The 22,306-nt window shown below is 58.0% G+C and carries 21 protein-coding genes; 11 read left to right on the top strand and 10 right to left on the bottom strand.

Annotated features, from left to right (window positions below; all coding sequences use genetic code 11):
• Complete coding sequence (locus L2I46_RS08635; RefSeq protein ID WP_050533727.1) at positions 1–921, bottom strand: TauD/TfdA family dioxygenase; 921 nt, start codon at positions 919–921, stop codon at positions 1–3.
• 750 nt (positions 922–1,671) lie between these two features.
• On the opposite strand from L2I46_RS08635, the gene L2I46_RS08630 reads away from it, so the two are divergent.
• Positions 1,672–2,517 carry an MBL fold metallo-hydrolase gene (locus L2I46_RS08630; RefSeq protein WP_032454125.1) on the top strand — a complete coding sequence of 282 codons (846 nt, stop codon included), beginning with the start codon at positions 1,672–1,674 and terminating at the stop codon, positions 2,515–2,517.
• Between the two features lie 180 nt (positions 2,518–2,697).
• Here the strand turns inward: L2I46_RS08630 and L2I46_RS08620 are convergent, their stop codons facing one another.
• Entirely contained in the window at positions 2,698–3,063 is a 366-nt protein-coding gene (locus tag L2I46_RS08620) for an HdeA/HdeB family chaperone (RefSeq protein ID WP_236947756.1), read from the bottom strand.
• A 301-nt stretch (positions 3,064–3,364) separates the two neighbouring features.
• Between L2I46_RS08620 and evgA the strand changes: the two genes are divergently transcribed.
• Together evgA and L2I46_RS08610 are read left to right on the top strand one after the other, a co-directional pair.
• Positions 3,365–3,979 carry an acid-sensing system DNA-binding response regulator EvgA gene (gene evgA / locus L2I46_RS08615; protein ID WP_023291050.1) on the top strand — a complete coding sequence of 205 codons (615 nt, stop codon included), beginning with the start codon at positions 3,365–3,367 and terminating at the stop codon, positions 3,977–3,979.
• 4 nt (positions 3,980–3,983) lie between these two features.
• Entirely contained in the window at positions 3,984–7,226 is a 3,243-nt protein-coding gene (locus tag L2I46_RS08610; RefSeq protein WP_236947754.1) for an ATP-binding protein, read from the top strand.
• A 90-nt stretch (positions 7,227–7,316) separates the two neighbouring features.
• Here the strand turns inward: L2I46_RS08610 and L2I46_RS08605 are convergent, their stop codons facing one another.
• Positions 7,317–7,979, bottom strand: coding sequence for a YfdX family protein (locus tag L2I46_RS08605; RefSeq protein WP_072096602.1), 663 nt, complete (start codon positions 7,977–7,979; stop codon positions 7,317–7,319).
• A 240-nt stretch (positions 7,980–8,219) separates the two neighbouring features.
• Here L2I46_RS08605 and L2I46_RS08600 point away from each other — a divergent pair, with 240 nt between their 5' ends.
• Together L2I46_RS08600 and hdeB are read left to right on the top strand one after the other, a co-directional pair.
• Positions 8,220–8,795 carry an HdeD family acid-resistance protein gene (locus L2I46_RS08600; protein ID WP_064155339.1) on the top strand — a complete coding sequence of 192 codons (576 nt, stop codon included), beginning with the start codon at positions 8,220–8,222 and terminating at the stop codon, positions 8,793–8,795.
• A gap of 26 nt (positions 8,796–8,821) precedes the next feature.
• On the top strand, positions 8,822–9,127 hold the full coding sequence (hdeB, locus tag L2I46_RS08595; protein ID WP_032454129.1) for an acid-activated periplasmic chaperone HdeB: 306 nt from the start codon (positions 8,822–8,824) through the stop codon (positions 9,125–9,127).
• A 68-nt stretch (positions 9,128–9,195) separates the two neighbouring features.
• Here the strand turns inward: hdeB and L2I46_RS08590 are convergent, their stop codons facing one another.
• The 5 genes from L2I46_RS08590 to L2I46_RS08570 are packed head-to-tail and all read right to left on the bottom strand — an operon-like array spanning position 9,196 to position 14,581.
• A complete protein-coding gene (locus L2I46_RS08590; RefSeq protein ID WP_117132920.1) occupies positions 9,196–9,999 on the bottom strand; it encodes an MIP/aquaporin family protein in 804 nt (267 codons plus the stop codon).
• A 53-nt stretch (positions 10,000–10,052) separates the two neighbouring features.
• The gene (locus L2I46_RS08585) at positions 10,053–11,876 is read right to left on the bottom strand and encodes a diol dehydratase reactivase subunit alpha (protein ID WP_236947752.1); all 1,824 of its coding nucleotides are present in this window, start codon (positions 11,874–11,876) and stop codon (positions 10,053–10,055) included.
• Between the two features lie 12 nt (positions 11,877–11,888).
• Positions 11,889–12,314 carry a glycerol dehydratase small subunit DhaB3 gene (locus tag L2I46_RS08580; RefSeq protein WP_023291057.1) on the bottom strand — a complete coding sequence of 142 codons (426 nt, stop codon included), beginning with the start codon at positions 12,312–12,314 and terminating at the stop codon, positions 11,889–11,891.
• Between the two features lie 2 nt (positions 12,315–12,316).
• Positions 12,317–12,901 carry a propanediol/glycerol family dehydratase medium subunit gene (locus L2I46_RS08575; RefSeq protein ID WP_236947750.1) on the bottom strand — a complete coding sequence of 195 codons (585 nt, stop codon included), beginning with the start codon at positions 12,899–12,901 and terminating at the stop codon, positions 12,317–12,319.
• A 12-nt stretch (positions 12,902–12,913) separates the two neighbouring features.
• Positions 12,914–14,581 carry a propanediol/glycerol family dehydratase large subunit gene (locus L2I46_RS08570; protein ID WP_023291059.1) on the bottom strand — a complete coding sequence of 556 codons (1,668 nt, stop codon included), beginning with the start codon at positions 14,579–14,581 and terminating at the stop codon, positions 12,914–12,916.
• Positions 14,582–14,997: 416 nt separating this feature from the next.
• Here L2I46_RS08570 and L2I46_RS08565 point away from each other — a divergent pair, with 416 nt between their 5' ends.
• The 4 genes from L2I46_RS08565 to L2I46_RS08550 are packed head-to-tail and all read left to right on the top strand — an operon-like array spanning position 14,998 to position 17,516.
• The gene (locus L2I46_RS08565; protein WP_065882633.1) at positions 14,998–15,426 is read left to right on the top strand and encodes a GlcG/HbpS family heme-binding protein; all 429 of its coding nucleotides are present in this window, start codon (positions 14,998–15,000) and stop codon (positions 15,424–15,426) included.
• Between the two features lie 21 nt (positions 15,427–15,447).
• A complete protein-coding gene (gene dhaT / locus L2I46_RS08560) occupies positions 15,448–16,611 on the top strand; it encodes a 1,3-propanediol dehydrogenase (protein ID WP_236947748.1) in 1,164 nt (387 codons plus the stop codon).
• A 20-nt stretch (positions 16,612–16,631) separates the two neighbouring features.
• Positions 16,632–16,985 carry a glycerol dehydratase reactivase beta/small subunit family protein gene (locus tag L2I46_RS08555; protein ID WP_023291062.1) on the top strand — a complete coding sequence of 118 codons (354 nt, stop codon included), beginning with the start codon at positions 16,632–16,634 and terminating at the stop codon, positions 16,983–16,985.
• The gene (locus tag L2I46_RS08550) at positions 16,986–17,516 is read left to right on the top strand and encodes a cob(I)yrinic acid a,c-diamide adenosyltransferase (protein ID WP_072420631.1); all 531 of its coding nucleotides are present in this window, start codon (positions 16,986–16,988) and stop codon (positions 17,514–17,516) included.
• On the opposite strand, the gene dhaR is transcribed toward L2I46_RS08550, so the two are convergent.
• Together dhaR and L2I46_RS08540 are read right to left on the bottom strand one after the other, a co-directional pair.
• Complete coding sequence (gene dhaR, locus L2I46_RS08545; RefSeq protein ID WP_023291064.1) at positions 17,494–19,419, bottom strand: dihydroxyacetone kinase operon transcriptional regulator DhaR; 1,926 nt, start codon at positions 19,417–19,419, stop codon at positions 17,494–17,496. The genes L2I46_RS08550 and dhaR overlap by 23 nt on opposite strands.
• A gap of 101 nt (positions 19,420–19,520) precedes the next feature.
• A complete protein-coding gene (locus tag L2I46_RS08540) occupies positions 19,521–20,618 on the bottom strand; it encodes a glycerol dehydrogenase (RefSeq protein WP_008806556.1) in 1,098 nt (365 codons plus the stop codon).
• 251 nt (positions 20,619–20,869) lie between these two features.
• Between L2I46_RS08540 and L2I46_RS29615 the strand changes: the two genes are divergently transcribed.
• Positions 20,870–21,073 carry a hypothetical protein gene (locus L2I46_RS29615; RefSeq protein WP_101862546.1) on the top strand — a complete coding sequence of 68 codons (204 nt, stop codon included), beginning with the start codon at positions 20,870–20,872 and terminating at the stop codon, positions 21,071–21,073.
• 155 nt (positions 21,074–21,228) lie between these two features.
• Entirely contained in the window at positions 21,229–22,299 is a 1,071-nt protein-coding gene (gene dhaK, locus L2I46_RS08535; RefSeq protein WP_065882628.1) for a dihydroxyacetone kinase subunit DhaK, read from the top strand.
• The last annotated feature ends 7 nt before the right edge of the window (positions 22,300–22,306 follow it).

Below are 22,306 nucleotides of genomic sequence, written 5' to 3'. Positions count from 1 at the left end.
TTATAGTGTGCGCAGGTGGTGGAGACAAAGTGAAGAATCGACAAGCTGCGTATCAGTTGGTCTGTGTTTCATAGCAAAAACCCGCAATAACCACCTGTCCGTGCCATCAAAACGAGGTTCAAAAGCATTTCTGGTATGCATTGTTCTTTGGTTTAAAAAAGTCACTGCATAGCCTGGCTCCAGCGGAACATTGAACCACAGGTCATGTTCCAGGGTGATAAATCGCATTTTTTCCAGCGCGGCTTCGGCTTCGAGAGTCATACCTTGAGTATTGTGCCAGTCAAATCGTGAATACCAGACACCGTTGTCGCTCACAATAATCGGCACCTTCTCAATACTGGATCCCTCTGTAAAGCTGGCTGGCCGTTTAATCCTGAAGGCGGGGCTGGCAAGAATAGCGATATCCTTATCAGAAAGCCTCTTCAGAATCTGATCCAGTTTTAACAGACTGGTGTGAACGCCTTCCTCTTTCCTGAGACACAACAAACTCAGAGTGTCAGGACAGCCGCCAAGTCGGTTAGACGGCGTCTCGCCGGTAATGTACAGATCGGGATTATCGACATGCGGGTAAAAGTCATACTTAGCCCCCTGAGAACTTATTTTCTCTTCTGCCTGGAGCATCGGGCAGACATGCCTTATAAGATGTCCGTTATTTTCGCCCTGATAGACGACAGGCCATAGGCCGGCCTGAAAATGTGCAGAAAGATAAGCGCCATGTAACGCTGCATTTTTTGACTCGACATAATCAGCATAAGAGGGAACAACGGGAGTTTGAGTGATTTCTTGTGCATCAAAGTGTGGCAATTTCCATATTACATAACAGTCCTCTTCAAGCCTTTTCCTGAATTCGTCTGTTGGTATGGGAAGCGCATCTTTGATACGGTCGGCGATTGATAGAATAATTCCATTCTTCATAAACATACCCTGTCCTGAAGCTACCAGTATAATAAGATTTATTTCACTATTTCTCTGAATTGTTCATTCAGATATTTCCATTTCATGCTAAATAGTGCGGTTAATTTATAACGCAGATTTATTAACCCCTTCAAGGTAGCGGATAAAATCCAGACGATCTTTCTATCTTTAGCGCTGACTACAAACCTTTAAATTTTAATCACATAATTTTTACAAAATATTATCCTGCGAGCCGTTAGCTGAATCAGTTCAGCTAAACGCTGTCAATGATTCATTAATAACAAATAGAAATAAGATATATCAATATTAGCAACGCTACTGGATACGACGTTTCTCAAGTCAGGTCAGCGATGCGGGCAACTGCGCATTCCTATCCCTGCTGCCCTCAGGATCGTTCATGTCGAACGGCCCGACTTTACGGTAGCGTTCGATTGGTCGATCATCAGGGCGTGGCGCGATATCGGTATCCCCATAGACCGGTTGTGTTGTCAGAGATAAAAAACAGCGATTGCATAGCTACCGTCTCCCTTGCGATGAGCATGGCCGCGATTGCATACATGGCTAACGCAAGCGAGAAACGGCACTATGCAAATTTTTTAGTTAAGCTCATCCTTTTTCCCGGCGGCATCTGATCAGCCCTGGCTTGCATGACAAATGTTGGTGAATTGCTTATCCGCAATGACTGTGGCATAACACCAGTCCAGAATAGAAAGATGTCGTTTTTTATATTGTTGGCGCCACATCGAGGATTTATTGATGCAATTAACGGTTCTGGTTGATAATAATACATTCATTGACAGGTACCTTATCGGTGAACCTGGTGTGTCTTATCTGATTGAGTATGATGGTCAAAAAATTCTTTTCGATACGGGATATTCAGATGTTTTCCTGCAAAATGCGCAAACGTTGAAAATAGATTTGACCAGTATCGATAGTATCGTGTTATCCCATGGCCATAACGATCATACCTGGGGACTCAATCATTTAACCCAATATTATGATCGACTCAACTTCACTCCCGAGAAAAAGATAAACTTAATCTGCCATCCAGATGCATTAAGCCCAAAGTATTTTGATGAAAAATCTATAGGGATAAACTACAGATTCGATAAAAATGATCTCTTCTTCAACAAAATTTGCAGCCAAAAACCTTATCCACTCACTGAAAACATCATCTTCCTTGGTCAAATACCAAGGGACAATAAATTCGAGATGCTGACACCGGTAGGCCAAACGGTGGATGAGACAGGCGAAATCACTGATGATTACGTTATGGATGATTCTGCGCTGGCAATAAAGACAGAAGATGGACTGGTGGTAGTCACAGGCTGTTCTCACGCGGGAATAGCTAACATTATTGAATATGCGAAACAGGTTACCGGAGAACATCACATTGTTTCGGTCATTGGCGGGTTCCATTTGCAAAATGCTGATGAAGATCGCCTCACACAGACAGGGGATTACCTTAAAGCATTGTCCCCGGGCTCCGTCTATCCATGCCATTGTACCGATCTTGCGGCGAAGGTTAGCCTGGCGCGTTTTATCAAAATTAACGAGGTCGGCGTTGGATTAACGCTGAATTTTTCTGCCGCCGGGAAATAAATGTGAAAGCGCGCAGATGACAGCGCCTCTGGATGCCATCTGCGCCGGCGCCAACCCGACGCCAGCGAGCAAGGCCTGCGACGCCCTGTCGCAAAAAGCGGACCGCTGCCGATCCCCGGCGCAGGAATGGGCTGCTAATTGCACATTTAGTCACTTTTTCTGCCGCTTTATCGCGGTCGCTTAATTTAGCGACCGCACCTGCTGGTAGGAATTGAGCCGTTCACGCAGCGAAGTCAGCCAGGCATCTGGCTCCTGACGGCAGATTTCGGTGAGGATCGGCGTCAGCACCAGCTCGGCTTCATGGAAGTCGGTCCACTCCGGCGGCTGCAGGGAAAAAGGATCGTTCATCAGCCAGATCACCATCGGCGTCCAGGTGCGCGGATCCAGCTGCAGATAATCCTGACAGCGCATCATATCGCGCGTCCGCGCCTCAGCGGGCGAGGCGCCCTTACCCACCGCGGCGCTACTCATTGCCACGAGTATTATTCCTGCCATTAGACGTTTCCAAACCCATTTTTGCCAAAGGGCGAGCTTCACTTTTGCCATTGTTATTATTTTACCTGCCAGTTGTCACCGGACGATATTCCCGGCAACTCACCTTAAAAAGAGCAGATTAATCGTTTGCATTTTTTTTAATACCAGACAGCGCTGAAGTAAGCGAACGCCTGTTCCTACAGCTGTCATCCAGATATGCAAATATATTCAGCGAGGGTTCGCCCAGAATATCTTCCCCGGGCGAAAACGATTTGTGTTACAATTGCGCCTTATTACGGCATCGATAAAAATAACCCCCGCCGCACCTGCACCAGACATCGCCCTTCTTTTTCATATCAGGATTTACGCCCCCATGAATGCGATAATCATTGACGATCATCCATTGGCACGTATCGCCATTCGCAACCTACTCGATACCAACGGTATTACCGTCGCGGCAGAGCTCGACAGCGGCGCTCATGCGGTGCAGGCCGCCGAAACGATGCAGCCTGACCTGCTGATCGTTGACGTCGATATTCCGGAGCTCAGCGGCATCGACGTTCTTGAGCAGCTGCGCAAACGCCGCTACCAGGGAAAAATTATCGTCATTTCCGCCAAAAATGAACGGTTCTACGGCAAACGCAGCGCCGACTGCGGGGCCAATGGTTTTGTGAGTAAAAAAGAGGGAATGAATAATATCCTCGCCGCGATCGAGGCGGCCAATAATGGCTACAGCTATTTCCCCTTTTCACTGGAGCGCTTCTGCACCCACGGCATCACCGATCAGGACCGGCTGGATACGCTGTCAACGCAGGAGATGAAAGTCTTCCGCTATATCCTCAGCGGCGTCGACTACACCACCATCGGCAGCAAAATGAATATCAGCAATAAGACGGTCAGCACCTATAAGGTCCGTCTGATGGATAAATTAGGCTGCAGCTCCCTGCTCGAGCTTTATGACTTTGCGCAACGCAATAAAATAGGGTGATGCCATGGTCGTTCGTCTTATTTTATCCCTGATTGTCGGACTGGCGCTAAGCCACTCCCCCGCCGCGTTTGCCATGAAGCAACTGGAGCTGAAAAGCCATGCCCACATTGCGGCAATCGACATTCCGCTTAACGATACGGAAAAGGTCTGGCTGGCCGCCCGGCCGACGCTGACCGTCGGCACCTGGCTGCCTGAGATGACGCCTATCGTCTACGACAGCGACGAGGAGAGCTATCAGGGGATTAACGCCGACTATCTGGCGCTAATGGCGCACAGCCTCGGGTTGAAGGTGGTTATCCGCCAATATGACACCGAGCAGCAGGCGCTGGCCGCCCTGGCCGACCGCCAGGTGGATACCCTGCTCACTCAGGTGGCGCACCGGGATGCGCTCGCGCCGGGACTGACGCACACCGCACCGCTGATCAAAACCTGGCCGACGCTGGTCACCTCGCTAAAATCCCCCCTGCCGCCGCTGACCACCGACCGCCGCGTCACGCTGGCCTGCACCCGCGATTGCGCCTTTTTCGATATCATTCAGCAGGCGTTTCCCAACGCCAAAATCACCCTTTACGATAGCGACTATCAGGCTCTCGCCTCGGTGGTCAGCGGCGAGAATCAGTATTTCATCGGCAATAACATCACCACCGGCCACTGCATCTCGAAATATTTCTCGCAATCGCTGGTCATCGCACACTATTTTCGTCAGCAGGAGCAGCACAACCGCTTTGTCACCCGCGAGGATCGACCGGCGCTGCACCAGCTCCTTGACCGTTTTATCCACGCTATCGACAGCGATACCGCGATGCGGATCATGCAAAACTGGCTCAACCGCGGCGATCTGTCATTTCTCAATACGCCGCTGTCCTTTAGCGCCGAAGAGCAGCGCTGGCTACAGAAGCATCGTCGCGTCCGCCTGCTGGTCAACCCCTACTTTCCGCCTTTTACTCTGGTGGATGACGAGGACGAGCTGCGCGGCATTATGGCCGATATGCTGAATATTTTCTCGCTACAGACCGGGCTGCAGTTTGACCCCATCCTGGTGCGCAACCGTCAGGATCTGGCAAAGCGGATGGAAAAAGAGGACTGGGCGATCATGCCCGCCGCGACCCTGACCCCACAGCCGCAGGCCTACGTCACCCTCAGCGACCCGCTGATTAACGTGGCTTTTGTGCTGGTCGCCCGCGGCAGCGCCCCCGACCCACATCTGCTGGCCCGCCCGGCGCGGATCGCCCTGCCAGTGGGGCCAATCGCCGCCCACGACCTGAAAGCGCGCTTTCCACAGGTTGACTGGGTGGAGACGGATAACGTTGGCGTCGCGATGAAGATGGTGGAGGAAGGCGAGGTGGATGCCGCGGTAGCGTCGGAGCTTTCCGCCCGCTATATGATCGACCACTATTATCCACAGGGTCTGCACTACGCCCGCATCGACGGACTCCCGGTCGCCGCCATTCGGCTGTCGATCCCGCGCGATGAGCCGGTGCTGGCCGCCATCCTCAGCAAAGCGCTGCAGGCCATTCCGCCGCGGGATATTCTGCAGATGACCGAGAAGTGGTCGAAAATTTCCAGCCAGCAAATAGAGAACTGGAGCCAGTACAGCCGCCAGTTTTACCAGCTGATCGCCTTCGCGCTGGTGCTGATCGCCATCAGCCTCGGGTGGGGACTCTCCCTGTGCCGGGAAGTGCGCAAACGTAAAGACTCTCAGCAGCGGCTGGAGGAGGAGCTGGCGCAGAAGGAGGCCCTCTCCTGCGCGCTGGAGCGGGAAAAAGACAAAGCGATTCAGGCGACAAAAGCCAAGAGTCGCTTTCTGGCCAGCATGAGCCACGAGCTGCGCACGCCGGTGAGCGCCATCGTCGGCTTTCTGGAACTGCTGGCGAAACCGGAGCTGAACGTCGGTCAGCGTAAAGAGGCGATCGAGCTGGCGGGGTCGACGGCGCAAACCCTGCTGGGGCTGATCGGTAATATTCTCGATATCGACAAGATTGAGTCGGGGAAATACCAGATCACCCCGCAGTGGAGCGATGTCGCACAGGTCGTGTCGCAGCAGTGTCACACCTTCGGCGCGCTGGCGCAGCAAAAGGGGATCGCGCTCCACGACCATAACGCGCTACAGGAGGGGACCATGCTGTGGATCGACCCGCAGGCGCTGCGGCAAATCCTCAATAATCTCATCGGCAATGCGCTGAAGTTTACCACCGAGGGCGCGATTCAGGTCGACTGCCGGCTGACGCAAGCGGATGAGACGCAGGGGGAGCTGACCCTCATCATTAGCGACAGCGGCTGCGGGATCGGCGAAGAAGAGCAGACCACTCTCTTTCACCGTTATGCGCAGGCGCGCCAGGGGCGCAAACAGACCGGTTCCGGCCTGGGTCTGGTCATTTGCCAGGAGCTGGTCGCACTCATGCAGGGCCGACTGGAGATGGTTAGCCATCCTGGCGTGGGGACCACCTTCACCATCACCCTGCCAGTCAAGGTAAGTCGCTGCGCCGTTCGCGCGCCGAAGGCGTTGCCGGCCAGGCAGCAGGCCTTGCCCGGGCTGTCGATATTGATAGCCGACGACCATCCCACCAACCGGCTGCTGCTCAAGCGCCAGCTCAGCACTATCGGCTATAGCGTCGATGAAGCCTGCGACGGTGAAGAGGCGGAGAATAAGCTCGCTGGCAAACATTACGATCTGCTGATCACGGACCTCAATATGCCGAAGAAAGATGGCCTGGCGCTGGCGGCGTCGCTACGTCGGCGCTACCCGGACCTGATGATTTGGGGGGTGACCGCCAGCGCGCTGCCGCAGTCGCGGGAGGCCTGTCTGGCCAGCGGCATGAATATGTGTCTGTTTAAGCCGGTGTCGGTCCAGACGCTGAGCCACGAGCTGAGCCGTTTAGCGGTGGGCCACGCATCGCCAAACGTCGCCCGACACCTGCGGCTCAGCGTGCTGACCGAAAATACCGGGGGAGACCAGGCGCTGATGACTGAGATGCTGGAGACGTTCCGCGATGCGTCGGCCGCGGATTTACAGGCTGCCGGACAGGCAATCGCCCGGCATGAGCCGCAGATCTTTCTGCGAGCGCTGCACCGTCTGCACGGTTCAGCGCAAATTCTGGGGATTACTGCGCTGCAAGCGCTGTGCGCCCCTTTTGAGGCGAAGCGGCCTGACTCGCTAACGCCGGCAAGCTGTCTGGAGGTGGTACAGCGCATCACCGGCGTCATGCGCGAGATCGATGGCGAAATCGACGCCCTGATCGGCCACTAGCCGTTCCGGTCGGGCAGTCCGCCTGCCCGACCGTTAAGGGGACATCCTTGTCAGTTTCTTCCTCTGCGCTCTCTCAGGGTGGAACAGGTATCAGTTGCCTGCCACCAGCATCTCGCTGTCCACCACGATGCCCTCTTCAGCGCCTTTCAGCACCAGATTCGCTTCGTAATATTTTCCAGCTTTCAGCAGGTCTTGCGCCTGCGCCACCGCCTTACGGGTCTGGTTGAGCGGCATCAGATACTGGTTCTCAATTACGCCAATACCGGCCAGACGGAGGGTATCGATAGCCCCTTTCTGATCGCCTTTCGCCAGTTTTTCGTTAGCGGATTTAATGGCACTCTCTTTTTCCGGCGTGGCTACATAGTCTTCAGACAGAGCGATAGAGGCGTTAATGACCACATAGCGATCGGCGATCATTTTGGCTTTAGCATCGGTTTTCACAAACTTCGCCCAGCTGGCGTCATCGGCGGCCAGCAGCGCGGCGGCGTCGTCAGTCAGTTTTTTCGCGCTATCCGGCTGGCCATGGAACAGCGCCAGACGGGCGAACTGGACGTCGCGCATCGCGTTCGCGCCCTGCACTGCCACCTGCAGCACATCGGCGGCTTCTTTCTGCACCTGCGCTGTGGCTGCCGCGGCTGGCGCTGCCGTCGCGCTATCTGCTGCCCACACCGGAGAGGTACCCATCATGGTTGCCAGCAGGCTCGCCAGAATGACTTTTTTCATCGTTAACTCCTGATTAAAATCGGTAAGCATCACCAAACGCAGCCAGCTTAAAAAATATCGTGGGCATTGAGAATCAGAGCCCGGAAGGAATATTGCGGGCCTTGTCTGACAGCTGTCAGACAAGGCGTATAAAGTCACCTCAGCGCTCTTATTTACGCCTGCCGATAGCGCGGCCTACTATTTTCCTCAGACCTTTCTTTTGGCCCGCTGAATAAAGCATGACGCATTTTATTCAGCGTCAGGCCGGCAACCGGGATCTGCGGAGCAATTATGTTTATGTTTAGCCATTACACCTTAAATGCGTTTAACCCACGCGTCTTGATTCGATATAAACGGCATGCCGGCTTGATGGCCGCGCTGCTGTTTATCTGCGGGGCCTGTTGCCTGGCCTGGCCGCTGGTCGCCGGCTGGTATCTCGCCACGGTGACCGGCATGTTGTTGATGATCTGCGGCTTCTACTCACTGTACAGCCTGATCGTCTTCCGCCAGCAGCACTGGAAATCACGCCTGGTGGCGCTGATCTTCGCCATCGCCTGGATCGTGCTCGGCCTGAGCTTTGTCGTTAATCCTCTTAACGGCATGAGCAGCCTGGCTCTCTTATTCGGCTTTTTATTTGTTCTCGGCGGTATTTCCCGCATCGTCAACGGATGTCAAACCCGAAAACAAAGCGGCGCCGGCTGGAATATTTTTATCGGCCTGTTGGATTTACTTATCGCCTGCCTGTGGCTGGCCATGAATCCGCAGCAAAGCTGGATATTTATTACCGCCTTTATCGGCGTTGAAATGATATTTAGCGCCATCGGCTTGCTGGTCCTGCGCAATAAAATGAAGCACGCCCAGGCTTAAGCCCTATTTTGTCACTGGAGAAGAAAATGAATTTGCCTAAAGCACTCGTACTGACCGTAGCGGCCACCACATTCTGTCTGATGACCAGCCCGGCGTTCGCGATTCTGGAAACCACACCGCAGAATATGACCTGTCAGGAGTTTATGGATCTGAACCCAAAAAGCATGACCCCGGTGGCCTTCTGGGTGGTGAACCGCAACACCGACTTCAGCGGCGGCGACTACGTCGACTGGCATGAAGTCGAGACCGTCTCGGTGCCGAAAATGTTGCAGCAGTGCCACAAGAACCCCGCCGCCAAACTCGGCGAGCTCAATGCGGTCATCAAGAAATAACCCTGATCCCCGGCGACTCGCCGGGGAAAGTTAACCTCGTTGCCCGCCGTGATACGGCGGGCCCCGTTTCACTCATCGCTACCGCATTCGCACGGCAGATGGTGGCCGATAAGCTTGCGGTATAAAAACGCTCCCATAATCGCCCCCACCACCGGCGCCAGCAGCGGCACCCAAAAGTAGGGTATCGACTGCCCGCCGGTAAAGGCGATCGCGCCCCAGCCGGCCAGACTGGTAAACAGTTTAGGGCCGAAATCACGCGCCGGATTCAGCGCAAAGCCGGTTAGCGGCCCCATCGACGCGCCGATCACGGCGATCAACAAGCCAATCAGCAACGGCGCCAGCGGCCCGCGCGGGATGCCATTGCCGTCGTCGGTCAGAGCCATGATCATCGCCATCAGGATCGCCGTGATGGTGGTCTCTACGGCAAACGCCTGCCAAAAGGTGATATGCGGATGCGGGTAGGTGGAAAAGACCCCGGCCAGGTTAAGGCTGGCGACGGTACCGCGAACGATATGCTGGCTCTGTTCAAGATCGAGAAACAGCTGACGATAGAGCCCGTACACCAGGGCGGCGGCGCAGAATGCCCCGGCCGTCTGGGCGACAATAAACGGCAGTACTTTACGGCGTTCAAAACAGGCGAACAGCCACAGGGCAATGGTGACGGCCGGATTAAGGTGCGCGCCGGAGACGCCGGCCGTCAGATAGATGGCCATGGCGACGCCGAGGCCCCAGATAATACTGATTTCCCACTGGCCAAAGCTGGCGCCGGCGACCCGCAGCGCAGCGACACAGCCTGCGCCGAAGAAAATGAGCAGTCCGGTGCCAAGAAACTCGGCCACGCACTGCCCGGTTAAGCTAGAAGTCTGGTTCATCATTGGCATCCTGAAATAGCACGTTATAGAGAGAGGCTGGCGCGAGCGCCGGCTTAATCGGCATGACCGGCCAGCACCAGCCCGGTGGCGACCGCATTGCGCGGCCCTTCTGTTCCCCGAATGTTGCCCTGCCCGGCGACCACGCCGTAGTGCGACAGGGCGTCGGTGATAAGCTGCGGGATCTCAAAATCCAGCGATGATCCGCCCACCAGCACCACAAAGGCGATATCGCGAATGGAACCGCCGGGGGAGACCTGGCGCAGCGCACGCAGGCAGTTGGTAACAAACACTTTCTCCTTCGCCTGGCGGCGCACAAGACGAATTTTTTCCAGCGGGCTGGCGTTATCGATCGGCACCAGTTCGCCCTCCTTGATGTACACCACTTTGGCGAACACCGCCGGGCTGAGGGCTTCCCGGAAGAACTCCACTGCGCCATTCTCGTGGCGGATACTGAACAGGCTTTCCACTTTGGCCAGCGGGTATTTTTTTATCGCTTCCGCCTGCGAAAGATCCTCGAGACCCAGCTCGGTTTTAATCAGCAGGCTGACCATATTTCCCGCCCCGGCGAGATGCACCGCGGCGATCTGCCCCTCCGCGCTGACGATCGCCGCATCCGTCGAACCAGCGCCGAGGTCGAGGATCGCCAGCGGCGCCGCACAGCCCGGCGTGGTTAACGCCCCGGCGATGGCCATGTTGGCTTCCACGCCGCCCACGACCACCTCAGTCTGGAGTCGGGCGCTCAGCTCACGGGCGATAACCTGCATCTGCAGACGATCCGATTTCACCATCGCCGCTATCCCGACGGCATTCTCCATAGCGCACTCCCCAGCCATCCCGCCCTGCACCTTGCGCGGAACAAATGTATCCACCGCCAGCAGATCCTGGATGTGGATCGCGCTCATCTCATGGCCGGTCAGGGACGCCATCACCTTGCGCACCCGCTCGAGCATGCCGCCGGCGTGGGTGCCCGGTTCGCCGCGGATGTCGCGTACCGGAGCGCAGGCGCTTATCGCCTGCATGATCGCCTCCGCGCCCTCGGCGACATCGGCTTCTCCACGGCGCTTTTCGCCGCTGATGTAGATCTTGCCCGCCGGGATCACCCGCGACTGCACGTCGCCCTGGGGGGTCTTGAGCACCACCGCTGAGCGGTTGCCAATCAGCGCGCGGGCGATGGGGACGATGGCCTGGGTCTCCTCCGGGCTCAGCTCAAAGAAGGTGGCGATGCCGTAGGGATTCGACAGGATCCGCACCACCTGCCCCGGCGCGGCTACCTCCACTGCCGCCATCACCCCCTCGGGCACGTGCTCCAGGAGCGTCACTTCATCCACCACCGGCAGGGTTTTGCGCAGGCGGTTGTTCACCAGCACGCCGTCGTCCTTTTTGAGGATCGCCGCCACCACGTTGATCCCGCGGTCGATCGCCTCATTGAGCCACCACACGGCGTCAAGGAAATCGACAGCGTCGTCAATCAGCGCGATCCACCCCTCGGCATACTGCGCCGCCGGCAGCGTCGCCAGCCGGCCGAGGGCGATGGTTGTCCCCACGCCGACGCCCACCCCGCCCGGGGTCTGCGGGTTATGACCGATCATGGTTGACTCGGTGATAATGGTCTCGGTGATGGTCTCCATCGCCACATCGCCAATGACCGGCGCGGCTTCGTTAAGATAGATGCGAGACACATCGCGCATTGACCATGGCGTTTTCGCCAGAGCCTGCTCCAGCGCGGCGAGGGTCCCGGCGATATTGTCCCGCGTCCCTTTCATGCCCGTCGTCGCGACGATCCCGCTGGCAACAAACGTCCTCGCCTGCGGGTCGTCGGACGCCAGCGCCACCTCGGTGGTGGCGTTGCCGATATCAATCCCGGCTATTAACGGCATGCTGACCTCCGCTTAGCTTCCTTTACGCAGCTTATGCCGCTGCTGATACACTTCCGCCGCCTCCCGGACAAAGGCGGCATTCACCGTCGCATGCCAGGTGTGCTCAAGCTCGTCGGCGATCGCCAGCAGCTCCGCCTGCGAGGAGCGGAACGGGCGCAGCGCGTTATAGATAGCCAGAATGCGCTCGTCAGGGATGGCGATAAGCTCCGCCGCGCGGCGAAAATTGCGCGCCACCGCATGGCGCTGCATCTGCTCGGCAATCTGCGCCTGGTACTCAAGGGTTTGCCGGGAGATCCGCACATCCTGCGGGCCCACCTCGCCAGAGAGCACTTTCTCGAGGGTGATGTCGGTCAATGGTTTGCCGGTGGGCGTCAGGATATGCTCCGGGCAGCGGGTGGCTAACGGATAATCCTGCACGCGCATGGTTTTCTCGCTCATGGTCACTCCCTTACTAAGTCGACGTGCAGGGTGACGGGCTCGGCGTCCTGCACCACATGTTTGGTCTCTTTGATATGAAACAGGGCGGCTTTGGCCATAAATTTCGGCCGCACCATCTGGTCGTTCACCACCGGCACCGGCGAAGGTGACTCGTTGCGCGCATAGCGCGCGGCGTTTTTGCCAATCTGCCGGTAGGTCTCCAGCGTCAGCAGCGGCGCCTGGGAGAACAGCTCCAGGTTGCTGAGCGGCAGCAGATCGCGCTGATGGATGACCGTGGTCCCCTTCGACTGGATACCGATGCCGATCCCCGAGCCGCTCAGGTTCGCCGCATCCCAGGCCATAAAGGAGACGTCGGACGTGCGCAAAATGCGCACCACTCGGGCGTGAAGTCCCTCTTCCTCCACCCCGGCAATCAGCTCTTTAAGGATCGCGCCATGGGGCATATCGATCAGGGTGTGATGCTGGTGTTTATCGAAGGCGGGGCCGACGCCGATCACCACTTCATCGGCGCGTTCATCGGCAGAAGCCGCCTCGCCCTCGCGGGTTTTCAGGGTAAAAGAGGGCTGAATTTGGGTTGTCTGTTGCACAGGAATACCGCCTTATTCAATGGTGTCGGGCTGGACCACGCCCGGAATATTTTTGATCTCCGCCCAGCGTTCGGCGGAGATGCGATAGCCGGTGCCCGGCCCCTGATAGTCATTGATGTCGTTGACCGCGCTCACCACCTCGAACTGTCGATCGAGAATGGCCGAGGTCTGCAGGTAATCGCCGGTGACCCGCTGGCGCAGCATATTGAGAATATTGCTGGCGATATCCTCAAAGCCGCTGCGGCTCAGCGCGCCGACAATATCGAGGCCGGTAATATTGCGCTTCATCATCTCTTCCACCGCGCTCAGGTCCTCCACCACGTTACGCGGCGGCATCTCGTTGCTGCCGTGCGCGTAGGTGGCGGCCTCCACCTCCTCGTCGGCGATCGGCGGCAGCCCCAGCTCGCGAAAGACCGCCTGGATCGCCCGCGCCGCTTTCTGGCGAATGGCGATGGTTTCCGCCTCGGTCACTGGACGCAGTCCACCGTCAACCATCAGGTCGCGCTGCAGGATGTTGTAATCATCAAAATCTTCCGCATCGAAGTTCGAGCCGGCGAACATGTTGTCGTAGTTCGGCACCGCGCTGTAGCCGGAGAAAATAAAGTCGGTGCCCGGCAGCATCTGCATCAGGGTGCGCGCGGTGCGGCGGATATCCGAGTGGGAGAAGGTCTGGTCGTTGGCCGAGGCCACTTCGAGGTCGAGCATGGAGGCGATCAGATTTTCCGCCAGCACCGCCCGAATGCCCGAGGGCACGGCGCCGGTCATGCCGATGCAGCTCACCGCCCCGTTCTGTAGACCCTGCACCCCGGCGCCTTTGGTAATGAAGATGCAACGCGATTCGAGGTAGAGCATCGACTTGCTCTCCGAATAGCCCATCAGCGCTTCGGAGCCGGTGCCGGAGGTGTAGCGCATTTTCAGCCCTCGGGAGGCGTAGGCCGAGGCGAGGAACGCCTTTGACCATGGGGTGTCATCGCCGTCGGTAAATACCGCCTCGGTGCCGTAGACTGACACCGTCTCGGCGTAACTGGTTAAGCCACGCATGCCCAGCTCCAGCTCGGTGGCCTCTTCCACCGAGCATTGCGTCAACACGCCGGGGCGGCCGCACTGCGAGCCGACCAGCAGCGCCAGGGCGTTGAACGGGGCATAGCGCGCAATACCGACCGTGGTCTCCTGCTCGGAGAAGCCGCGGATCCCGGCCTCGGCGGCGTCGGCGGCAATCTGCACCGGATTATCCTTCAGGTTGGTGACATGGCACTGGTTGGAGGGCGTTCGGCGGGCGCGCATCTTTTGCAGCGCCATCATCATCTCCACCACGTTCATCTGCGCCATGACTTCAACCGCTTTGGCCGGCGTGATGGCGGTGGTGATGGCGATGATCTCCTCCCGGCTGACGTGGATATCCACCAGCATGCGGGCTATCTCCAGCGCCTCCAGACGCATCGCCTGCTCCGTGCGCTCAATGTTGATCGCGTAGTCGGCGATAAACCGGTCGATCATGTCAAACTGGTCCCGGCGCTTGCCGTCCAGCTCAACGATCCGACCGTTTTCCACTTTGACCGACGAGACCGGGTCAAAGGGGCTTTCCATGGCGATCAGTCCCTCTTCAGGCCACTCGCCAATCAGCCCGTCCTGATTGACGGGGCGCTGGGCCAGTACTGCAAATCGTTTTGATCTTTTCATTGTTCATGGGCTCAAAAGGTGAAATCCGCAGACGGTAGCGAACACGCCGGGCCAGCGTCGCTGCCCGCCCGGCCATTACCGGCAATAGCGGAACTTTAAAGGAGCCACTGGTGAAAAAAATAAAATTAATTTTGTTTCAATCTGGCACGTTAAATCGGCAAACAGTTTCACTATGAAACCCCGCCGCAACGGCTAAAATAAAAAATGTGATCGCCAGCATTGATATAAATCAATTAATAAAAAAATCCCGCCCTCGCGTTTTTCTGAGACCTTTTTTGACCTGTTGACTAAATCATGGCGGGCGACAAAATAACGCTGAGAAAAATAAATTAAGCCAACCGCGTGGCGATAGTTTTTTTAACTTTAGCCCCCTACTGACTATTCGCGTCAGCATTACCCTGGCGCGGGAGATAATCATGAACAAGAGCCAACACATTCAGACTATCACCCTGGCCGCCGCCCAGAAAATGGCGGCAGCAGTGGAGAAAAAAGCTAACGAGATCAACGTATCAGTGGTATTTTCCGTGGTTGACCGCGGCGGCAACACGCTGCTTGTCCAGCGGATGGACGAAGCCTTTGTCTCCAGCTGCGATATTTCGCTGAATAAAGCCTGGAGCGCCTGCAGCCTGAAACAAGGCACCCATGAAATTACGCCAGCGGTCCAGCCCGGACAATCTCTGTATGGTCTACAGCTGACCAATCAACAGCGAATCATTATTTTTGGCGGCGGCCTGCCGGTTATTTTAAACCAGCAGATAATTGGTGCCGTCGGCGTTAGCGGTGGTACGGTCGAACAGGATCAATTATTAGCCCAGTGCGCCCTGGATTGTTTTTCCGCATTATAACCTGAAGCGAGAAGGTATATTATGAGCTATCGTATGTTTGATTATCTGGTGCCAAACGTTAACTTTTTTGGCCCCAACGCTATTTCCGTGGTCGGTGAACGCTGCAAGCTGCTGGGGGGTAAAAAAGCCCTGCTGGTTACCGACAAAGGCCTGCGGGCGATAAAAGATGGCGCGGTGGATAAAACTCTGCATTATCTGCGGGAGGCCGGCATCGAGGTGGCGATCTTTGACGGCGTCGAGCCGAACCCGAAAGACACCAACGTGCGCGACGGTCTCGCCGTGTTTCGCCGCGAGCAGTGCGACCTTATCGTCACCGTGGGCGGCGGCAGCCCGCACGACTGCGGCAAAGGCATCGGCATCGCCGCCACCCATGAGGGCGATCTTTATCAGTATGCCGGGATTGAGACCCTGACCAACCCGCTGCCGCCCATCGTCGCGGTCAACACCACCGCCGGCACCGCCAGCGAGGTCACCCGCCACTGCGTCCTGACCAACACCCAAACCAAAGTGAAGTTTGTGATCGTCAGCTGGCGCAACCTGCCGTCGGTCTCCATCAACGATCCGCTGCTGATGATCGGCAAACCGGCCGCCCTGACCGCGGCGACCGGGATGGATGCCCTGACCCACGCCGTAGAGGCCTATATCTCTAAAGACGCCAACCCGGTGACTGACGCCGCCGCCATGCAGGCGATCCGCCTCATCGCCCGCAACCTGCGCCAGGCCGTCGCCCTCGGCAGCAATCTTCAGGCGCGGGAAAACATGGCCTACGCCTCTCTGCTGGCCGGGATGGCCTTCAATAACGCCAACCTCGGTTATGTGCACGCCATGGCGCATCAGCTGGGCGGGCTGTACGACATGCCGCACGGCGTGGCCAACGCCGTCCTGCTGCCGCACGTGGCTCGCTATAACCTGATCGCCAACCCGGAAAAATTCGCCGATATCGCCGAACTGATGGGCGAAAATATCGCCGGACTGTCGACCCTCGACGCGGCGGAAAAAGCTATCGGCGCCATCGCGCGTCTGTCGATGGATATCGGGATTCCGCAGCATCTGCGCGATCTGGGGGTGAAAGAGGCCGACTTCCCTTACATGGCGGAGATGGCCCTGAAAGACGGCAACGCGTTCTCGAACCCGCGTAAGGGCAACGAGCAGGAGATTGCCGCGATTTTCCGCCAGGCATTCTGAGTGTTAACGAGGGGACCGTCATGTCGCTTTCACCGCCGGGCGTACGCCTGTTTTACGATCCGCGCGGGCACCATGCCTGCGCCATCAATGAGCTGTGCTGGGGGCTGGAGGAGCAGGGGGTCCCCTGCCAGACCGTATCCTGCGACGAAGGCGGTGACGCCGATACGCTGAGCGCCCTGGCGGCCAGAAGCTCGACGCTGCGGGTGGGCATTGGGCTCAGCGCAGCCGGCGAGATCGCGCTAACCCATGCCCAGCTGCCGGCGGACGCGCCGCTGGCGACCGGGCACGTCACCGATAGCCGCGATCATCTGCGTACGCTCGGCGCCAACGCCGGGCAGCTGGTGAAAGTCCTGCCGTTAAGTGAGAGAAGCTGAATGTACCGTATCTATACCCGCACCGGAGATAAAGGCACCACCGCCCTGTACGGCGGCAGCCGCATCGAGAAAGACCATATTCGCGTCGAGGCCTACGGCACCGTCGATGAACTGATATCCCAGCTGGGCGTCTGCTATGCCACCACCCGCGACGCCGGGCTGCGGGCAAGTCTGCATCAGATTCAGGAGACGCTGTTCGCGCTGGGGGCCGAACTGGCCAGCGATACGCGGGGCCTGGTCCGCCTGAGCCAGACGATCGGCGAGGAGGAGATCACCGCCCTGGAGCGACTTATCGACCGCAATATGGCCGAAAGCGGCCCCCTGAAACAGTTTGTGATCCCGGGGAAGAATCTCGCCTCCGCCCAGCTGCACGTGGCGCGCACCCTGGCCCGTCGGCTGGAACGTCTGCTGACGGCCATGGACCGCTCGCACCCTCTGCGCGACGCGCTCAAACGCTACAGCAATCGTCTGTCGGACGCCCTGTTCTCCATGGCGCGTATCGAGGAGACTAGGCCTGATGCTTGCGCTTGAACTGGCTGGCGTCGATATCGTACTGCTTCATTTTGCGCCACAGGGTGGTGCGGCCGATATTCAGCAGTTGCGACATCTCCTGCACCCGCCCGCTGGTCACCCGGGCGGCGTGGATGATGGCCTCTTTTTCGATGGCGCTAAAGGTCAGGCTGGCCGGCAGCAGCGATGAGCCGCTATCGGCCCCCGGCCGATCGGAAAAGAGATATTCCGGCAGGTTGCTCAGGCGAATGTGGCCGTTATCGCTGCTGATGGCGATGTTCTCTATCACGCTGTTAAGCTCAAAATCATTTCCCGGCCACGAGTAGGCCACCAGCTGGGCCAGCGCGTCATCGTCCACTTTCAGCCGGGAAGAGAAACGCTTCTCCAGGCTTTTCAGCCGGTTATGCACCAGCGACGGGATACTGTTGCGCCGGGCGCGCAGCGGCGGAATGACGATCTCGAAAGAGTGCAGCGCATAGTACAGCTGGCGGCTAAAGCGGTTCTGTTCCACCAGGTTGGCCAGATCGACGGTGGTGGTGGCGATCACCTTCACATCCACCGGGATCAGGCGGCGGGCGTCGAGGCGGGTAAGCACTCCCTGCTTAATCACCTGCAGCAGGGCGGACTGCAGCTCCGGCGCCAGATACTCAATTTTTTCCAGAAACAGGGTGCCGCCGTTGGCCAGTTCAAGGCGGCTCAGGCGGCCATTTTCATCATCGGTGGGGGCGCTCCCCATAAAGTCCTGGCCCAGCACGCTGTCGGCATACAGCTGGCAGTTGACGGCGATGTAGGGGCCGCCCGCCCGCTCGCTTTCATTGTGGATGGCCTGGCTCAGCAGTTCTTTCCCCACCCCCTCTTCACCGCACAGCAGTACCGGAAAGCCGCCGCGCGCCGCCTGGCGGCCAAAGTGGATCAGCCGCCGGGTTTCCGGATCGTCGGCTGACATCTGCTCAAAGGTGTGGCTGACTTTGCCCAGCTGGCTGGTCATCAGCTGCCGCATCTGTTCCACCGGGTGCAGCAGCAGAATAAAGCTGTTGCCTTGCGACTCGACAATCGGTTTTAAGGTGATCACCGCGTCGATAAACTGGTGCTGGCTTTCAAAGGTGACTTCAACGTGATTCAGGCCGCGGGCGTGTTTGATGGCGCGGCGCAGCAGCGCCGGCAGGGTCACCAGATCGGCGATATTTTTTCCCTGGCTGGCCTGGGCATCAAGATGCAGCAGTCTCGCCGCCTGAACATTGAGAAATTGCAGTACCCCCTGTTCGTTCCACGCCATCACCCCGTCGTCCATGCTCTCCAGCAGGCCGTACATTTGATTGAGGTGGCGGTTGGATTCCGCCAGCAGGCTGTCGGTGAGCAGGGAATTGCCCACCTCGCGGGCGATGGCCAGCGTCAGGGAGAGGTCGGCGCTGGACTGGTGCTCCATCAGACAGCAAAGCGAGATAGAGCCGAACAGCCGCCCGTGGTTATCGAACACCGGCGTCGAACAAAAGCTCCATGGCTGCAGGGCCTGCTTAAAATGCCGATCGCCGGCGGTGTTGATCGGCTGCCCCTGCATCGCGGCCAGCGACAGCGCGCAGGTGCCGATAATGCTCTCCGCGCAGTAGCTGCCGTCGCGAAACCCCAGGTCAGCCAGCTGCGCCAGCGTTTGCGGTTCGCCGCAGCGGCTCAGAATACAGGCGGTCTCATCAAGGATAAACAGCGCGCAGGGGCGACCGTCCATAAACTCCCAGGCGTCCTCCAGCGCCGCCTGACCGATGGTCAGCAGCGCGGTTTTACGCCGACAGATCGAGTCAAAGGTCAGGCCCTGGGCCTGGTGCGGTTTTTGCCAGGTTTCGCGCTGCATAAACTTGCTGCAGCGATGCCATGACTGGGCGATGACGGAAGAGACCGCCTTCCCGGTATCCTGAGTCTGAACAGTCATACTGTTTTCCGCGTTTTACCATAGAGAACCCCTCCGGCAGCCGCTGCCAGAGGGGAGAAAGAAAGACCGCCGACCGGCGCCAGCGGTTTAGCCACCGCGAATTAACGCGCCAGCCACTGCTGGCCTAACAGATCGGCGGTGAGGATAGCGGCGTGCACGCTCTCCGGGGTCACCGCAAACGGCATATTGTGGATGGTTTCCCCTTCCGCGCAGGTGGCTTTCGCCACCGCGGCGATTTTCGCGTCGATCCCCTCTTTGACGCCCATCTGCGCGAGGGTCACCGGCAGGCCGACGCGCTGGCAGAAGCCCAGCACGGTTTCAATCTCGTCCATCGGGCTGTTCTGCAGCACCAGCTGCGCCAGGGTGCCGAAGGCCACTTTCTCGCCGTGATACAGGTGATGGCACTCTTCCAGAATGGTGAAACCGTTGTGGATCGCGTGGGCGGCGGCCAGGCCGCTGCTTTCAAAGCCAATGCCGCTGAGGTAGGTGTTCGCTTCGATGATGCGCTCCAGCGCTTCGGTCACCACCCCGGCCTGCGCCGCCAGACGGGCCTTTTCGCCCTCCGCCAGCAGCGTATCATAGCACAGGCGGGCCAGACTCAGCGCCGCCTCGGTGGACTGCCCCCCGGCCATGCTGGTGGCGCGCGCATCGTAGCAGGCTTTGGCCTCAAACCAGGTGGAGAGCGCATCGCCCATGCCGGAGACCAGCAGGCGTACCGGCGCTTTGGCGATAATCGCCGTGTCCATCACCACCATATCCGGGTTTTTCGGATAGATCAGATACTCTTCAAACTCGCCCGCTTCGGTGTAGATCACCGACAGCGCGCTGGTCGGCGCATCGGTCGAAGCGATAGTCGGGATCACCACCACCGGCAGCTTCTGGTAGTAACCGATCGCTTTCGCGGTATCGAGGGTTTTACCGCCGCCGATGCCAACCACGCCGCGGCAGCCCTGTTTTTGCAAAATCGCCATCAGGCGGTTAATTTCCGCATGGCTGCATTCGCCGTTAAACCGTTCCGCATGGCAGCGAATATCGTGACTCTGCAGGCCATTCACCACTTTCTCCCCCGCCAGCTTCATCACGAAGTCGTCAGCGATGACGAAGAAGCTCTCCGCCAGGTTTTTGGCATATTGACCGAACAGGACAGCAGCATCAGGACCCTGAAGATATTTGGCTGGAGATTGAATAACTTTTAGCATTCCTTTCACCCTCAAATAAGTGCGCATGTAGACATGATGAGCCCTGGCGTTATCCGCGCCGGCCGGTAAAGCGCGGCCTCAACGGAATGTACCGGAGCAGTGCGATCACTGTAGGGCCGGCACGGAACAAAAAAATCTTTCGCCTTTTTGTTCTGATATGAAACACAGGTTAAATTTTTATGTTCCATATTGGAACAAAAAACCCTAGTCTTCGTCAGGATTGCGATCCCGATCCGCTCCTCTGCCGCATAATTCCCTTACCATCCCCCTTTAGCGGCAGGCTTTTTCCCCACAGCCGGGGGAAATTTAGCAAAAAATTTTTTTCCGCCCGCTGGCCCAGCCGCGATGACCGGCGCTTAAGACAGAGGAAAAAAAGCGCGCCAGCTCGCATTTTCACCGTTTCCTCAGCAAAAACGTTCCATAAAGAAACAAAATCAGCAGGCGATGTTTCGTAATGAAACCCGATCGCCGGGGCATTCTTTTTTTCGTCCGCTCAGCCAGAATCATCATATCGCCAGGCACGCTGCACCGTCAGACGATACCCCTACGCGATGACCGCCTCCGCCAGCAGAGAGGCCGCATCGAACCTTCTCCAACGGAGCACTGAATAATGAAAAAGCTGATTAACCGTGTTGAAGATGTACTGAATGAACAATTACAGGGGCTGGCTAAAGCCCACCCGCAGCTGACCCTGCACCAGGACCCGCTGTACGTCACCCGCGCCGACGCGCCGGTGGCCGGCAAGGTCGCCCTCCTCTCCGGCGGCGGCAGCGGCCATGAGCCGATGCACTGCGGCTATATCGGCCAGGGGATGCTCTCTGGCGCCTGCCCGGGGGAAATCTTCACCTCGCCGACGCCGGATAAAATGTTCGAATGCGCGATGCAGATTGACGGCGGCGAAGGCGTCCTGCTGATTATCAAAAACTACACCGGCGACATCCTGAACTTCGAAACCGCCACCGAGCTGCTGCATGAGAGCGGCATTAAAGTCACCACCGTGGTGGTCGACGACGACGTGGCGGTGAAAGACAGTCTCTATACCGCAGGCCGCCGCGGCGTCGCCAATACCGTACTGATCGAAAAACTGGTCGGCGCCGCCGCCGAGCGCGGCGATTCGCTGGAGGCCTGCGCTGAACTGGGGCGCCGCCTGAATAATCTCGGCCACTCCATTGGCATCGCCCTCGGCGCCTGCACCGTACCGGCCGCCGGACAACCCTCCTTTACCCTGCAGGACGATGAAATGGAGTTCGGCGTCGGCATTCACGGCGAGCCGGGCATCGACCGCCGTCGCTTCAGCTCGCTGGACCAAACCGTCGATGAGATGTTCGATACCCTGCTGGAGAATGGCGCCTACAGCCGCACGCTGCGCCAGTGGGATACCGTTAAGGGCGCGTGGCAGGAAGTGAAGCAGAGCAAAACCGCGCTACAAAACGGCGACCGGGTCATCGCCATGGTCAACAACCTCGGCGCCACGCCGCTGTCCGAACTGTACGGCGTCTATCACCGGCTCGCCCAGCGCTGCGAAGCGTCCGGCATCATCATCGAACGCAACCTCGTCGGCAGCTACTGCACCTCGCTGGATATGGCAGGCTTCTCCATCACACTGCTGAAAGTGGATGATGAGACGCTGGCGCTATGGGACGCCCCGGTTCATACCCCGGCGCTGAACTGGGGAAACTAAGGAGCAC

It is taken from the genome of Klebsiella sp. 2019SCSN059, from assembly GCF_021739525.1.
GTDB lineage: Bacteria > Pseudomonadota > Gammaproteobacteria > Enterobacterales > Enterobacteriaceae > Klebsiella > Klebsiella quasipneumoniae.
This window is presented reverse-complemented; position numbering and strand designations above follow the sequence as displayed.

Coding starts and splice junctions, on each gene's coding strand:
- dhaR (WP_023291064.1), bottom strand. CDS start 19,419: ATGACTGTTCAGACTCAGGATACCGGGAAGGCGGTCTCTTCCGTCATC.
- dhaK (WP_065882628.1), top strand. CDS start 21,229: ATGAAAAAGCTGATTAACCGTGTTGAAGATGTACTGAATGAACAATTA.
- L2I46_RS08620 (WP_236947756.1), bottom strand. CDS start 3,063: ATGGCAAAAGTGAAGCTCGCCCTTTGGCAAAAATGGGTTTGGAAACGT.
- L2I46_RS08550 (WP_072420631.1), top strand. CDS start 16,986: ATGTACCGTATCTATACCCGCACCGGAGATAAAGGCACCACCGCCCTG.
- L2I46_RS08540 (WP_008806556.1), bottom strand. CDS start 20,618: ATGCTAAAAGTTATTCAATCTCCAGCCAAATATCTTCAGGGTCCTGAT.
- L2I46_RS08605 (WP_072096602.1), bottom strand. CDS start 7,979: ATGCTTACCGATTTTAATCAGGAGTTAACGATGAAAAAAGTCATTCTG.
- dhaT (WP_236947748.1), top strand. CDS start 15,448: ATGAGCTATCGTATGTTTGATTATCTGGTGCCAAACGTTAACTTTTTT.
- L2I46_RS08565 (WP_065882633.1), top strand. CDS start 14,998: ATGAACAAGAGCCAACACATTCAGACTATCACCCTGGCCGCCGCCCAG.
- L2I46_RS08635 (WP_050533727.1), bottom strand. CDS start 921: ATGTTTATGAAGAATGGAATTATTCTATCAATCGCCGACCGTATCAAA.
- evgA (WP_023291050.1), top strand. CDS start 3,365: ATGAATGCGATAATCATTGACGATCATCCATTGGCACGTATCGCCATT.
- L2I46_RS08570 (WP_023291059.1), bottom strand. CDS start 14,581: ATGAAAAGATCAAAACGATTTGCAGTACTGGCCCAGCGCCCCGTCAAT.
- hdeB (WP_032454129.1), top strand. CDS start 8,822: ATGAATTTGCCTAAAGCACTCGTACTGACCGTAGCGGCCACCACATTC.
- L2I46_RS08590 (WP_117132920.1), bottom strand. CDS start 9,999: ATGAACCAGACTTCTAGCTTAACCGGGCAGTGCGTGGCCGAGTTTCTT.
- L2I46_RS08580 (WP_023291057.1), bottom strand. CDS start 12,314: ATGAGCGAGAAAACCATGCGCGTGCAGGATTATCCGTTAGCCACCCGC.
- L2I46_RS08585 (WP_236947752.1), bottom strand. CDS start 11,876: ATGCCGTTAATAGCCGGGATTGATATCGGCAACGCCACCACCGAGGTG.
- L2I46_RS08600 (WP_064155339.1), top strand. CDS start 8,220: ATGTTTATGTTTAGCCATTACACCTTAAATGCGTTTAACCCACGCGTC.
- L2I46_RS08555 (WP_023291062.1), top strand. CDS start 16,632: ATGTCGCTTTCACCGCCGGGCGTACGCCTGTTTTACGATCCGCGCGGG.
- L2I46_RS08610 (WP_236947754.1), top strand. CDS start 3,984: ATGGTCGTTCGTCTTATTTTATCCCTGATTGTCGGACTGGCGCTAAGC.
- L2I46_RS08630 (WP_032454125.1), top strand. CDS start 1,672: ATGCAATTAACGGTTCTGGTTGATAATAATACATTCATTGACAGGTAC.